Source organism: Microbacterium sp. NPDC087591, from assembly GCF_044743625.1.
Classification (GTDB): Bacteria; Actinomycetota; Actinomycetes; order Actinomycetales; family Microbacteriaceae; genus Microbacterium.
The window spans coordinates 1,268,205-1,282,487 of record NZ_JBIUWU010000001.1 but is presented as its reverse complement, the minus strand read 5'-3'; the positions used below and the strand labels follow the sequence as shown (position 1 = coordinate 1,282,487).

Annotated in this window: 11 protein-coding genes; 7 read left to right on the top strand and 4 right to left on the bottom strand. The window is 69.4% G+C overall.

Features of this window, described 5'->3' with window-relative positions; all coding sequences use genetic code 11:
- Nucleotides 1–119: 119 nt before the first annotated feature.
- The 4 genes from ACIOVG_RS05955 (at nt 120) to ACIOVG_RS05940 (ending at nt 6,801) form a co-directional block, all read left to right on the top strand.
- Nucleotides 120–1,346 (top strand): extracellular solute-binding protein, encoded by a 1,227-nt coding sequence (locus ACIOVG_RS05955; protein WP_400870176.1) that lies wholly within the window; start codon nt 120–122, stop codon nt 1,344–1,346.
- Nucleotides 1,347–1,469: 123 nt separating this feature from the next.
- Nucleotides 1,470–3,092 (top strand): ABC transporter permease subunit, encoded by a 1,623-nt coding sequence (locus ACIOVG_RS05950; RefSeq protein ID WP_400870173.1) that lies wholly within the window; start codon nt 1,470–1,472, stop codon nt 3,090–3,092.
- Entirely contained in the window at nt 3,092–4,003 is a 912-nt protein-coding gene (locus ACIOVG_RS05945; RefSeq protein ID WP_400870170.1) for a sugar ABC transporter permease, read from the top strand. The genes ACIOVG_RS05950 and ACIOVG_RS05945 overlap by 1 nt, the downstream gene beginning before the upstream one ends.
- A 29-nt stretch (nt 4,004–4,032) precedes the next feature.
- Nucleotides 4,033–6,801, top strand: a complete 2,769-nt coding sequence (locus ACIOVG_RS05940; RefSeq protein WP_400870167.1) for a glycosyl hydrolase 53 family protein — start codon at nt 4,033–4,035, stop codon at nt 6,799–6,801.
- A 112-nt stretch (nt 6,802–6,913) separates the two neighbouring features.
- Here ACIOVG_RS05940 and ACIOVG_RS05935 read toward each other — a convergent pair whose 3' ends face one another.
- Nucleotides 6,914–7,756 (bottom strand): alpha/beta fold hydrolase, encoded by an 843-nt coding sequence (locus ACIOVG_RS05935; RefSeq protein ID WP_400870164.1) that lies wholly within the window; start codon nt 7,754–7,756, stop codon nt 6,914–6,916.
- A 96-nt stretch (nt 7,757–7,852) separates the two neighbouring features.
- Here ACIOVG_RS05935 and ACIOVG_RS05930 point away from each other — a divergent pair, with 96 nt between their 5' ends.
- From ACIOVG_RS05930 to ACIOVG_RS05920, 3 genes are all read left to right on the top strand, one after another.
- Nucleotides 7,853–8,422, top strand: a complete 570-nt coding sequence (locus tag ACIOVG_RS05930) for a TetR/AcrR family transcriptional regulator (RefSeq protein WP_400870161.1) — start codon at nt 7,853–7,855, stop codon at nt 8,420–8,422.
- Between the two features lie 120 nt (nt 8,423–8,542).
- A complete protein-coding gene (locus tag ACIOVG_RS05925; RefSeq protein ID WP_400870159.1) occupies nt 8,543–9,430 on the top strand; it encodes an aldo/keto reductase in 888 nt (295 codons plus the stop codon).
- Nucleotides 9,431–9,532: 102 nt separating this feature from the next.
- Nucleotides 9,533–10,321 carry a TspO/MBR family protein gene (locus ACIOVG_RS05920; RefSeq protein WP_400870156.1) on the top strand — a complete coding sequence of 263 codons (789 nt, stop codon included), beginning with the start codon at nt 9,533–9,535 and terminating at the stop codon, nt 10,319–10,321.
- 129 nt (nt 10,322–10,450) lie between these two features.
- Here ACIOVG_RS05920 and ACIOVG_RS05915 read toward each other — a convergent pair whose 3' ends face one another.
- The 3 genes from ACIOVG_RS05915 to kdpC are packed head-to-tail and all read right to left on the bottom strand — an operon-like array spanning nt 10,451 to nt 14,279.
- Complete coding sequence (locus tag ACIOVG_RS05915) at nt 10,451–11,122, bottom strand: response regulator (RefSeq protein WP_400870153.1); 672 nt, start codon at nt 11,120–11,122, stop codon at nt 10,451–10,453.
- A complete protein-coding gene (locus ACIOVG_RS05910; protein ID WP_400870150.1) occupies nt 11,119–13,680 on the bottom strand; it encodes an ATP-binding protein in 2,562 nt (853 codons plus the stop codon). The genes ACIOVG_RS05915 and ACIOVG_RS05910 overlap by 4 nt, the downstream gene beginning before the upstream one ends.
- Entirely contained in the window at nt 13,677–14,279 is a 603-nt protein-coding gene (kdpC, locus tag ACIOVG_RS05905) for a potassium-transporting ATPase subunit KdpC (RefSeq protein WP_400870147.1), read from the bottom strand. Before kdpC ends, ACIOVG_RS05910 begins: the two co-directional genes overlap by 4 nt.
- Nucleotides 14,280–14,283: the final 4 nt, after the last annotated feature.

The window sequence follows — 14,283 nt, the reverse complement described above, 5'->3', positions numbered from 1 at the left end:
CACCCCGCGTCTCGCTCCGCTCGTTCAGGGGGCGAGACGACGACATCACCACTGCACCACCCACTCACCGGTCGCGATGACGCGAAGCGCATCGTCGGCCACAACAGATAGGAAAACGCATGCGCAAGCACATCGGAGTCGGCGCACTCGCTCTGTCCGCCGTCGTCCTGCTGGCAGGCTGCTCGGCCGGCGCGCCCGAGGGCGGCGACGACGCCACGTCGGGAGACGGCGCGGAACTCGTCATCTGGACGGACGCGGAGCGCGAAGCCGCGATCACCGCCGCCGCCGAGGCCTTCGAGGAGGAGACCGGAGCCACGGTCACCCTCGTGCAGAAGAACTTCGAAGACCTCCGCAACGACTTCATCGCGCAGGTGCCGACCGGCGAGGGCCCCGACATCACCGTCGGCGCCCACGACTGGCTCGGCGCGCTGGTCGCGGCCGGCGTCGTCGACACGATCGATCTCGCCGACAAGGCGTCGGAGTTCGAGCAGGTCGCCCTCGACGCGATGACGTACGACGGCCAGCTGTACGCGCTGCCGTACTCGCTCGAGACCATCGCCCTGGTGCAGAATGTCGACCTCGTCGGCGCCGAGGCGCCCGCGACCTGGGACGACATGATCGCGAAGGGCGTCGCGGCGGGAACCGAGCGTCCGTTCGTCATCAACACCGCGGGCGAGACCGGCGACGGCTACACGATGTACGGGCTGCAGACCTCGTTCGGAGCCCCGGTCTTCGTGCAGGACGACACCGGCTCGTACACGAGCGAGGTCGGCATGGGCGGCGCGCCCGGCGAGGCGTTCGCCACCTGGCTCGGCGCCAACGGCGCCACGGGCACCGGCTACATCTCGACCACGATCGACTACGACATCAACAACGAGCTGTTCGCGTCGGGCAAGGCTCCGTACACGATCCAGGGTCCGTGGGCGATCAGCGCGTTCGACGGCATCGACGTCGCGGTGAACCCGATCCCCTCGGCCGGTGGCGAGACCGCCGCCCCGTTCGTCGGTGTGCAGGGCTTCTACCTGTCGAGCAAGAGCAAGAACGCGCTTCTCGCCCAGGAGTTCCTCGTGAACTACCTCGGCACCGAAGACGCGCAGCGCGCCCTGTACGAGGCCGATCCCCGTATCCCGGCATGGACCACGCTCGCCGAGGAGGTCTCGTCCGACCCGATCACGGCCGGTTTCGTGGCATCCGCCAAGAACGGCGTGCCGATGCCGTCGATCCCCGAGATGGGCTCGGTGTGGGACCTCTGGAACGCCGCTCAGGCGCAGATCATCAACGGCGCCGACCCCGTGTCGACGTGGAACACCATGGTCGCCGACCTCGAGACGACTCTCGCGGGTTGATTCTGCCGGAGCCCTTCGTCTCGCTTCGCCCGCTCAGGAGCCGGTTCTCTCCAGGCCGTCTCCTGAGCGGGAGCGCAGCGACGAGACGAAGGACGCCAGCGATCCGCAGACAGGACGGATGACATGACGATCCAGGCACCGCCCACGCAGGCGCCCACCCCGGTGGTGAGGTCCTCGCGCGAATCCCACGCCCGCCGTTTCCGCGGCCTCGGCTGGGGGTTCCTCATCAAGCTCGCGCTCATGGCGCTGGTCAACGCCTTCGGCATCATGACGGCGATCTCGGCGTGGAGCGCCGAGTCCTGGATCGTCCTCGGCGTCGTCGTCCTGCTGGTGATCATCGCCGACTGGGTGTACTTCACCCGTCGGGCGCTGCCGCTGAAGTATCTGCTGCCCGGGCTGGTCTTCCTGCTCGTCTTCCAGGTGTTCATCTTCGGCTACACGGCCTACATCGCCTTCACCAACTACGGCACCGGCCACGTCGGCACGCAGGAGCAGGCGGTCGAGGCCGCACTGATCCAGGGTGAGCGCCGTGTCGACGGGTCCGCCGACTACCCGCTGTCCATCGTGGAGCGCGGTGGCGAGCTCGGCTTCGCGATCGTCGACGAGGACGGCGACGTTCGTGTCGGCTCGGCGGAGGAGCCGCTGACCGCGGTATCCGGTGCCGAGATCGGCACCACCGGCGCCCCCAGCGAGGTTCCGGGGTGGACGGTCATCCCCCGCGCGACCGTGCTGACCGACGCCACACTCGGCGCGACGATCAAGGACCTCCGCGTTCCGGTGTCGGATGACCCCAACGACGGCTCGATCCGCACCCGTGAAGGATCCACCGGTTCGGTCTACGAGCCGACGCTGGTGTGGGATGCCGATGCGCAGACCATCACCGACACGCAGTCCGGCACGGTGTACACGGCCACCGAGCTCGGCGCGTTCGTCGCAGACGACGGCACGGCGCTGCCGACCGGGTGGTCCGTGAACGTCGGCTTCGCCAACTTCCTCAAGCTCTTCACCGACGCGAACCTCGCGGGCACCCTGTTGAGCGTCACGGTCTGGACGTTCGCATTCGCGATCCTGTCCGTCGTGCTCAGCTTCGCCGTCGGACTCGGCCTCGCGATCGTCTACAACGACCCCAGGGTCAAGGGCAGACGGCTCCTGCGGGCGCTGTTCATCCTGCCGTACGCGTTCCCCGCGTTCATGGCCGCGCTGCTGTTCCGTGGCATGTTCAACGCCGAGTTCGGCGTGATCAACGACCTCCTCTTCTTCGGGGCGCACATCAACTGGCTCGGGGATCCGTGGCTGACCCGTGCCGCGGTGATCTTCGTGAACGTCTGGCTCAGCTATCCGTACTGGTTCCTGGTCTGCACCGGCGCGCTGCAGTCGCTGCCCGGCGAGACGCTCGAGGCGGCCGAGATCGACGGGGCGAACAAGATCCAGCGGTTCCGGGCGATCGTGCTGCCGCTGCTGCTCGTCTCGACCGCGCCTCTGCTGATCGCCTCGTTCGCGGTGGCGTTCAACAACTTCACCGTGATCTACACCTTCAACAACGGCGGGCCGGCCATCGCCGGTGCACCGTATGCACTGGGCTCGACCGACATCCTCGTCTCGGCCATCTACGACGTCTCGGGCGTCTCGGGTGGTGCGGCCGACTACGGCCTCGCGAGCGCGCTGTCGATCATCGCCTTCATCGTGGTCGGCCTCATCTCAGCGCTGAGCTTCCGACAGACCCGCAAGCTCGAGGAGTACCAGTGATGAGCGAGACCAGAGTCATCGTGACCGGTTCGTCGACGCAGACGCAGGCCGCCCGCGCGGGTGCACGTCGGCGTCGCTGGTGGAGCGAGATCGGCTGGAAGTACATCCTGGCCGTCGGTGTGCTGATCTTCGCCGCGTTCCCGCTCGTGTACGTGCTGTCGGCATCGCTCAACCCGAACGGCAGCCTCGCGGCATCCAGTGCTCTGTTCAGTGCGTTCGATCCGGCGAACTACATCGCCCTCGGCGAATCCCGCTATTGGGTGTGGTTCGGTAACACGCTGCTGATCGGCGGCGTGACCGCGGTCGGCTCGGTGCTCATGGGCGCCTGCGGCGCGTACGCGTTCTCGCGGTTCCGGTTCAGCGGCAGGCGCGCCAGCCTCACCACGCTGCTGGTGCTGCAGATGTTCCCGCAGGCCCTCGCGTTCATCGCGATCTTCCTGATGCTGCAGACCATCGGCGATGTGGTGCCCGCGCTCGGCATCAACTCGAAGATCGCCCTCATCTGCGTGTACCTCGGCGGCGCACTCGGCGCGAACACGTTCCTGATGTACGGCTTCTTCAACACGATCCCGGTCGAGATCGACGAGTCGGCCAAGATCGACGGAGCAACCCACGCGCAGATCTTCTGGCGGCTCATCATGCCGCTGGTCGTGCCGATCCTCGCGGTCGTCGCGCTGCTCGCGTTCCTCGCGGCCTTCGGCGACTTCATCCTGTCGAAGATCATCCTCACCTCCGAGGACAACTGGACCCTCGCCGTCGGCATGTACCAGTGGGTCTCCAACCAGCTGACCTCGCGCTGGGGGCTGTTCGCCGCCGGTGTCGTGGTCGCCGCCGTGCCCGTCCTCGCGCTGTTCTTCTCGCTGCAGAAGTACATCGTCGGCGGACTCACCCAAGGATCCGTCAAAGGCTGATCCTCACCCCTCCTGCTCGAAAGGCCGTCATGCACCGTCGCACGCGTTCCCTTCTCTCCACCGCCCTGGCCACGGTCGCCGCTGTCTCCCTGATCGGGGTGTCGGTGCCGGCGTCGGCCGCCTCGACCCCTGCATCCTCGGCAGTGATCGTCGCGGCAGCCGCCCCGGTGGATGCCACGATCACCGTCCCGCGCGTCGAGAATCTGCCGGAGGATTTCATCGGCGGCGTCGACGTCTCGTCGGTGCTGTCGCTCGAGGCGTCCGGCGTCGTGTTCCGCGACTCCGACGGCACTCCGGGCGATCTGTTCGAGATCCTCGCCGACGCCGGGGTCACCGACGTGCGGGTGCGGGTGTGGAACAACCCGTTCGACGCGGACGGCAACGGCTACGGCGGCGGTGACGTCGACGTCGACCGCGCGGTGGAGATCTCTCAGCGCGCGACGGATGCCGGGCTCGGCGTGCTCGTCGACTTCCACTACTCGGACTTCTGGGCCGACCCCGCCAAGCAGCAGGCGCCCAAGGCCTGGGCGGGGATGACGGTCGATGAGGTCGCCGCCGAAGTGGGCGTCTTCACCCGAGACGCGGTGCGACGCCTCGCCGAAGCGGGCGTCGACCTGCGCATGGTGCAGGTCGGCAACGAGACGAACGGAGGCGTCGCCGGTGTGCGCGGCTGGGATGCCATGGCGAAGGTGTTCGCGGCGGGCTCCGCCGCCGTGCGCGCCGAGTCGCCGGACACGCTCGTCGCGCTGCACTTCACCAACCCCGAGCGCGCCGGCTTCTACGCCGACGTCGCCGCCCAGCTCGACCGCCGCGATGTCGACTACGACGTGTTCGCATCGTCGTACTACCCGTTCTGGCACGGCACTCCCGAGAACCTCACCGCGGTGCTCTCGCACGTCGCCGAGACATACGGCAAGAAGGTCATGGTCGCCGAGACCTCGTGGGCGTTCACGCTCGACGACGGCGACGGGCACGGCAACGTCATCGACCTGCCGTCCGAGGCGACGCAGTACCCGGTGAGCGTGCAGGGCCAGGCAGATGCGGTGCGTGCGGTCGTGCAGGCTGTCGTCGACGTCGGCGAGGCCGGAATCGGCGTGTACTACTGGGAGCCCGCGTGGCTGCCGGTCGGTACCCCGGCGCAGCTCGAGCAGAACAAGGTGCTGTGGGAGCGCGACGGATCGGGATGGGCGTCGAGCTTCGCCGGCGAGTACGAACCGGAGGACGCCGGGCACTGGTTCGGTGGATCGGCGTGGGACAACCAGGCGCTGTTCGCATTCGACGGCACCGCGTCCGACGCGCTGAACATCTTCTCGTACGTGCGCACCGGTGCCCAGGCTTCACGTGCCGTGGAGTCGGTGCACCCGGTGGCTCTGCGGGTGACCGAGGGCGATGCCGTCGAGCTGCCGCGCGAGGTCACCGTGCTCTACAACGACGGTTCGTCGGAGCAGCAGCAGGTCACCTGGTCGGACGCGGCGCAGTACATCGAGGGCGTGGGCGAGTACGCGGTCTCGGGAGCCACGGATGCGGGTCTCGCGGCCACCGCCACGGTGACCGTCTCCGCGCGCAACTTCCTGCGCAACCCGGGGTTCGAGGCCGCAGACACGAGCATGTGGAGGACGAGCGGCACCGGACTCACGCTGCGTGCCTGGGACGACCCGCGCAGCGGCACGAACTCGGCGCACTTCTACTCGGCATCCGCGTACTCCTTCGAGCTCGCGCAGACGGTGTCCGATCTGCCCGCCGGGTCGTACGTCGCGCGCGCCTCCCTGCAGGGCGACGGCGAGGGTGCCGACGGGCGTGCCGGCCTGTCGCTGTCGACGCCCGCCGCGACGGGAGCGCCCGCGGCCTTCGCGTTCGACGGGTGGCGGGTCTGGTCGACGCCGGAGACCGAGGCCGTGCAGGTCGCTGACGGCGGTACTGCGACCGTGCGTGTCACGAGCAGCCTGCCCGCGGGGGCATGGGGAACGCTCGACGACTTCGAGCTGGTGCGGGCGCCGGAGGCCGGTGCCGACACGACAGAGCTGCGTTCGCAGCGGGATGCCGCAGCGGACGTGGATCCGACGCAGTACGTCGAGGAGTCGACCGCGGGCCTCGCCGGGGCGATCGCGCGGGCCGACATCGTGCTCGCGGCGGCGGCGCCGAGCGCGGATGCGGTGGCGGGAGCGATCGCCGCGCTGGATGCCGCAGTCGACGCCCTCGTGGTGAGGGACTCGGCGACGGCGGCGCCGGCCCGGGGAGTGTTGTCGCACGACAACGGTCACGACACCGGACTGCTCGACGGCGACTTCACGGTCACGATGAACCTGTGGTGGGGGCAGAACGCCACGAAGCTGCGGGTGTTCGAGAACGGTGTGCTCATCTCGACCGTGCCGCTGGAATATGGCGGCACCGCGGCGCAGACCGTGCGGATACCGGTGAGCGGCAAGACGAACGGCAGCTATGTGTACACGGGGGAGCTCGTGAACTCGCGAGGGGTGACCGCGGTGCAGCCGGTCACGGTGGCGGTGAAGGATGCGGCGCCGGGCGTGCCGGTGCTCTCGCACGACAACTGGGATCGCGACGGGAGCTACACCGTGACGGCGAACCTCTGGTGGGGCACGAACGCCACCTCGTACCGGGTGTTCGAGAACGGGGTGCTGCTGACGCAGGGAGAGCTCGAGGCGAAGACGCCGAACCTGCAGCAGGTGGCCGTGCCGGTCACCGGTCGTGCCGTCGGGACATACACGTACCGGGTCGAGTTCGTGAACGCCGCCGGGGCAACGGCGAGCCAGCCCGTGGCGGTCACGGTCGGGCGCTGAGCCACGGATCGCCGGATCGCCCTTCGGAGAACTGCGGCATCTCGGACCGATCCGCACGGGATGATCCGAGATGCCGCAGAACTCCGAGATCCGGATGCCGCAGCAGCGGGGCTTACTTGCTGAGGAAGTCCTTCAGCGCCGCGTTGACTTCGTCGGCGTGGGTCCACAGCAGGCCGTGCGGCGCACCCTCGACCTCGACGTACTCGGCCGCGGGGACGGCCTGGTGGAAGCGGCGCGCGGTCGCGTCGATCGGGAGGATGTTGTCCTTGGTGCCGTGCAGGATCAGCGTCGGCTTCGCGGCGGCTGCCACGGCCTCGACGTCGGCGCGGAAGTCCTCGATCCAGGACGAGACGACGGCGTAGGCGGCGACGGGGGCGCTGCCGATCGCGACGTTCCAGCTGCCGGTGACGGCCTCCTGGCTGATGCGCGAGCCGAGGTTCTCGTCGAGGTTGTAGAAGTTCTGGTAGAAGTCGGTGAACCATGCGAAGCGGTCGCCCTTGGCCGCCGCCTCGATGCCGTCGAACACGTCCTGCGGCACACCTTCGGGGTTGTCGTCGCGCTGCACCAGGAACGGTTCGAGCGAGGCGAGGAACGCGAGCTTGGCGACGCGCTCGTGGCCGTAGCGGGCGACGTAGCGGGCCAGTTCGCCGGTGCCCATCGAGAAGCCGACGAGCACGACATCGCGCAGGTCGAGGGTCTCGAGCACCGTGTTGAGGTCGGCGGCGAAGGTGTCGTAGTCGTAGCCGACGTTCACCTTGGATGACTGCCCGAAGCCGCGGCGGTCGTAGGTGATCACCCGGTAGCCCTGGGCGAGCAGCTCGCGCGTCTGGCGCTCCCAGCTGTGCCCGTCGAGCGGGTAGCCGTGGATCAGGACGACGGGCTGGCCGGCTCCCTGGTCTTCGTAGTACAGCTCGATCGGGGTGCTGTTCTCGTTGCCGACGGTGATGTAACCCATGATCCTGATCCTTCCGGTTCCGGTGAGAACGATCGTTCTCGCTCGATGTCCTCAATCTAGAGAACGATCGTTCTCATGTCAAGTACACTTCTGGGTATGACCGAAGAAGACGCTCGCGAACGCATCCTCGCCGCCGCCGAGGAGCTGTACTACCGCAAGGGCTACGCGGCCGTCGGCATGGACGAGCTGCGCCAGAGCGCCGGCGTGTCGCTGCGTCGCCTCTACGGACTGTTCCCCGCCAAGAACGACATCGTCGCCGCGGTGCTCGCCCGCAAGCACGCCGAATGGGAGTCCGGGCTCTCGACGGCGGTGGCGGATGCCGGTGACGACCCTCGCGCGCGCCTGCTCGCCGTGTACGGCTACCTGGAGAATTGGTTCTGCACCGACAGCTTCCGCGGCTGCGCCTTCATCAACGCCTTCGGCGAGCTGGGCGGCACCAACCCTGAGGTCGCCGCGGTCGTGCGCGCGCACAAGGCGTCGTTCCAGGACTACATGGCCGGACTCGTCGCCGACATCGGTGCTCCTGCCGCGCTGGCCGCGCAGCTGTCGATCCTCGCCGAGGGGGCGCAGAGCACCGCCGCGATCTCCGCCGATCCGCAGGTTGCGGTGCAGGCGCGCGGTGCCGCCGAGGTGCTGATCGACGCCGTGATCCCGGCGCGCGTCTGAGTGCGAACCAGGTTCCACCAGTACCGGTTAAGCCCTGACCTCCCGCGCGCGAGGAGCGACTCCTACGGTGGATGACAGGACGACGCCGCGTGGCGCGGCCCGCCGGCGAAAGGACTCACCATGATCGATCTCACTCTGAACAACGGGGTCACGATGCCCGCGCTGGGGCTCGGCGTCTTCCAGAGCGCACCGGAGGAGACGGCGGCCGCCGTCGCGGAAGCACTGCGCGTCGGCTACCGTCACATCGACACCGCGGCCGCGTACCGCAACGAACGCGAGGTGGGCGAGGGCATCCGCCGCTCGGGAATCCCGCGCGATGAGGTCTTCGTCGAGACCAAGGTATGGGTGTCGGACTACGGCTACGACAAGACCCTCCACGCGTTCGAGAAGGCCACGGGCAAGCTCGGCATCGACACGCTCGACCTGTTCATTCTGCATCAGCCCGCCCCTGCTCGCATCGACAGCGTGATCGCCGCCTACCAGGCGCTCGAGACACTGCTCGCGGACGGGCGGGTTCGCGCGATCGGTGTCAGCAACTTCATGCCCCCGCACCTGGAGCGTCTGCGTCAGGAGACCGACGTCGTCCCGGCGGTCAACCAGGTGGAGCTGCATCCGTACTTCGCACAGCCCGATGTGCAGCGAGCGGATGCCGCGCACGGCATCGTGACGCAGGCCTGGTCGCCGATCGGCGGCATCACGTTCTATCCCGGACCGTGGGGTGACGAGCGTCGCAACGTGATGCAGGACCCGACGATCGCCGCGATCGCTGAGCGGCACGGCAAGAGCCCCGCGCAGGTCATGCTGCGGTGGCACCTGCAGGAAGGTCGTTCGGCGATCCCGAAGTCGACGAACCCCGGCCGCATCGCCGAGAACTTCGACGTGTTCGACTTCGCGCTCGAGGCCGACGAGCTCGCACAGCTCGACGCCCTCGACACCGGGGTGCGCAGCGGTCCTGATCCCGACGCTCCGCGCGACGAGTTCTTCGACCGGGTGATCGACGAGGCCTGAGCCCTGGGCGACACCGGTGGATATCTCTCGCCTGGTTAGACTTTTTGGTCGCCGGTGTCAAGGTGGATGCGCGGGATTGGATGCACGGATAGTGTCCGGGGCATGGAATCTCGGAGCAGGGACATCATCAGGCAGACGGTGATCATCGCTGCGGCATCCTTCATGCTGATCGCCGCGGCCGTCGGGGCCGGTGCGTTCGGCGGGACCTCCGTCAGCGAGCTGCAGGACGGGGCGCTGTCGGCGCAGGGCTCGTACCTCGCGCCCGCCGGACCGGCGTTCTCGATCTGGACGCTCATCTACATCGGGCTCATCGCCTACACGGTGTGGCAGGCGTTGCCGGCGCAGCGCGCAGACGAACGTCAGCGGACGGTCGGGGGATGGATCGCCCTGTCCCTGGTGCTCAACGGGCTGTGGTTGGTGACGGCCCAGTTCGGCTCGCTGATCATGACGGTGATCGTGATCGCGCTGCTGCTCGCGACCCTGGCCAGGGTGATCGTGCTGCTCGGACGACGGCCCGCTCGCGGATGGCCGGAGCGCCTGGTGGTCGACGGGGCGAACGGCCTCCACTTCGGCTGGGTCACGATCGCGACCGTCGCCAACATCACCGCGTGGCTGACGCAGATCGCGCCGGAGGGCTGGGCAGATCAGGCCGAGGTCTGGGCCGTGATCGTGCTCGCGGTCGTGATGGTCATCGGCGTCGCCGCGGCATGGGCGACCGGACGCATCGCGCCGGCGCTCGCGACCGCGTGGGGACTGGCCTGGCTCGCGGTGGGGCGTCTGACGGGCGAGCCCGAGAGCACCGCCACCGCCGTCGCCGCGATCATCGTCGCCGTGGTGCTGGTGACAGCCGCGCTCGCCGTGCGGCGCGGGCGAGCCGCTGTTCCTGCCTGAACTTCTGCGGCCACAGCCACCTGTGGCCCCTGAACTTCTGCGGCCACAGTCGCCTTCGGCGGAGGAATCCGCGCGGATCGGCCGCAGAAGTTGCGACGGTCCGCAAGACTGGCGAGCCGAGCCGAGGGCTCACAGCACCAGCCGGTAGCCCATCCCGGACTCGGTCAGCAGGTGCACCGGGGAGCTGGGCTCCTGCTCGAGCTTCTTGCGCAGTTGCGACATGTACAGCCGCAGGTAGCCGGAGTCGGACACCTGCTCGCTGCCCCAGATCTCCTTCAGCAGATCCTGCCGGGTCACGAGTGCGCCGGGGTGCCGCGAGAGATGCTCGAGCATGCGCCATTCGGTCGGCGTCAGGTGCACGCGGGAGCCCGCGCGGGTGACGGTCTTGGTCGAGAGGTCGACCACCACATCGCCGAACGACACGGCCGACTCGCCGCCCGCCGGGAGGGAGCGCCGCGACAGGGCGCGCAGCCGCGCCAGCAGCTCGTCGACCTGGAACGGCTTGGTGACGAAGTCGTCGGCGCCGGCGTCGAGCGCATCGACCTTGTCGGCCGAACCGGTGCGCCCGGAGACCACGATGATGGGCACGTTCGTCCAGCCGCGCAGGGCCTGGATCACCTCGATGCCGTCGAGTCGCGGCATGCCGAGGTCGAGCATGATGAGGTCGGGGTGGGACTGCGCCGCTGCCGCGATCGCTGCCGCACCGTCGGCCGCGACCACGACCTCGTAGCCGTGGGCGGCGAGCGTGATGCGCAGCGCACGCACCATCTGCGGGTCGTCGTCGGCGATGAGGAGCTTCACTCCGTGTCCTCCCTGTGCGGATCCGCTGCGGCCAGCGGCAGCGAGATGACCATCGTGAGTCCTCCACCCGGGGTGTCCTCGGGTGTCAGGCTACCGCCCATGCCCTCGGTGAACCCGCGCGACAGGGCGAGTCCGAGTCCGAGGCCGGTCGTGTTGTCGGTGTCGCCGAAGCGCTGGAACGGCTGGAAGATGCTGTCGCGCCGCTCGACAGGCACGCCCTCCCCGCGGTCGATGATGCGGATCTCCGCGCGGTCGCCGATCGTGCTCGTCGAGATGATGACGCGTCTGTCCGGCGGCGAGTGGCGATGCGCATTGGCGAGCACGTTCACCAGCACCCGCTGCAGCAGCACCGGATCGGCGTACAGCGCGGGCAGGCCGGGGTCGAGTGTCAGGTCGACGTCGGCCGGTCCCAGTCCGAGTTCGTCGACGGCGGCGAGGATCGGGGAGGTGGCCTCGAGCCGCTGCGCCGACACGGCGAGCACTCCGGCCTGCACGCGGCTCACGTCGAGCAGATCGGTGACGAGGGTCGACAGCGTCGCGAGGCTCTCGTCGGCGGTGGCGAGGAGCTCGGCGCGATCGTCGGCGGAGAGCTCATGCGCGCCGCGCAGCCCACCGATGGCGGCGACGGCCGAGGCCAGCGGGCGGCGCAGGTCGTGGCTGAGCGCCGAGAGCAGGGCGCTGCGCACCTGATCGGTCTCGGCGAGCGCGACCGCCTCCTCCGCGGTGGCGCGCAGATCGGTGTGCTCGATGGCGGCCGACAGCTGGGCGACGATCGCGTCGAGCAGGCGGCGGGCGGGGCCGTCGAGCGGGTCGCCGTGCAGTTCGAGCAGCGCGCGGGGCGTCGTGTCGGACGCGGAGAGCACCGGGATCGTGGTGGCCCGCCCGTCGCGCAGGGGCTCGCCGTCGCTGGCCAGCACCTCGCCCTCGGGGGAGAGCAGCCGCACCCCGCTCAGCCCGAAGGCCTCGCGGGTGCGGCTGACGAGGGCGAGCACGGCGTTGTCGCCGCGCAGCACGTTGCCGGCGACCGCGGCGAGCAGTTCGGCCTCGGCCGTCGCGCGCTTGGCCGTGCGCGCCCGCCGGGCGGCCTGGTCGACGATCAGGCTCACCAGGATCGCGATGATGACGTAGAGGGTGAGCGCGAGCACGTGCAGCGGATGCGCGATCGTGATCGTGAACAGCGGGGCGACGAAGAGGAAGTCGAGGGTGATCCCCGAGAGCACGGCGGCGAACACCGCGGGGCGCAGCCCGCCGATGAGCGCGACGACGACCACGAGCAGCTGGTAGGCGAGGACCTCGGCCGTGATGGACTCGGGGCTGCGGAACGTGAACATCAGCCACGACAGCAGGGGGCCGAACACGAGCGCGACCGCGAACCCGAGCACCTGGCGCCGCCAGCCCAGTGCACCGCCGGTGATGCGCGGGAGTGCCGCCCGACCTCCGGCCGCGGCGTGCGTCACGATGTGCACATCGATGTCGCCGGAACCGCGGATGATCTCGGAGCCGATGCCCGGTCCGGTGAGCGCCGCCATCAGCCGACTGCGCCGGCTCACGCCGATCACCAGCTGCGTGGCATCCGCCCCCTGGGCGAACTCGACGAGGGTGCCGGGGATGTCGTCGCCGATGATCTGGTGGAAGCTGCCGCCCAGCGACTCGACGAGCGCCCGCTGGGAGGCCAGGGCGCCGGGGGTCTCTCCGCGCAGCCCGTCCTGAGTGGAGACGTGCACTGCCAGCAGCTCTCCTCCGGCCGATCGGGCGGCGATGCGGGCGCCGCGGCGCAGCAGGGTCTCGCCCTCCGGGCCTCCGGTCAGCGCGACGACCACGCGCTCGCGCGCCTGCCAGCTGCCCTCGATCCCGTGGTCGGCGCGGTAGCTGCGCAGGGCGCTGTCGACCTCATCGGCGAGCCAGAGCAGTGCGAGCTCGCGCAGCGCGGTGAGGTTGCCCAGGCGGAAGTAGTTCGACAGTGCGGCGTCGATGCGCTCCGCGGGGTACACGAGTCCGGCGGAGAGCCGGTCGCGTAGCGACTGCGGGGCCAGGTCGACGACCTCGATCTCATCGGCCGCACGCACGACGGCATCCGGGATCGTCTCCTGCTGGGCGATACCGGTGATCTTCTCGACCACGGCGTTCAGCGACTCAATGTGCTGCACGTTGACGGTGGTGATGACGTCGATGCCGGCGTCGCGCAGCAGCTCGACATCCTGCCAGCGTTTCGGATTCGTGGAGCCGGGGATGTTCGTGTGCGCCAGCTCGTCGACCAGGGCGATCTCGGGATGGCGGGCGATCACCGCATCGACGTCGAGCTCGGTCAGGGTGATGCCGCGGTGGCTGTCGGAGCGACGGGGGACCTCGGGGAGTCCGATGGTCTGCGCGTGCGTCGCCGCCCGGTCGTGCGTCTCGACGATCGCGATCACGACGTCGCGGCCCTCGTCGAGCAGCCGGCGGCCCTCGGCCAGCATCTCGAACGTCTTGCCGACGCCGGGTGCGGCTCCGAGCAGCACGCGCAGACGGCCACGCCGTGCGGGGCCGTGCTCGTGGCTGCGCGTCCGCTCTGCGCTCATGCACCCTCCCGCTCATCGAGCGCGAGATTGAGCTCGGCGACGTTGATGCGCTCCTCGCCGAGGAATCCCAGATCCCGCCCTTGAATCCTAGACTCCACGAGCGCCCGTACCTCGGCCTCCGGCAGGTCGCGCGCCTCCGCCACCCTGGGTACCTGCAGCAGTGCGTACGCCACGCTGATGTGCGGGTCGAGTCCGGAGCCGGATGCCGTGACGGCGTCGGCGGGAACCTCGGACGGGTCGACCCCCTCGCGCGTGGCGATGGCCTGCTTGCGCTCCTGGATCGCGGTGACGAGGTCGGGGTTCTCCGGGCCGAGGTTGCTGCCGCCGGAGGACGTGCCGTCGTAACCGTCGCCGGCGGCGGAGGGACGCGACTGGAAGTACTCGGGGAGCGCTTCGCCGTCGGCATCCGTGAAGGACTGCCCGATCAGCGAGCTGCCTTTGCCGTCGGGGAGCGGCGAGCCGTTCGCCTGCCAGGGGAGCAGCAGCTGTCCGATGCCGGTGACGACCAGCGTGTAGCCGATGCCGAGCACCAGGGTGAGGATGAGCATCGCGCGCACGGCGACCCCGGTGGTGCGCAGAGCGGTACGGGTGGAGGACATGTCT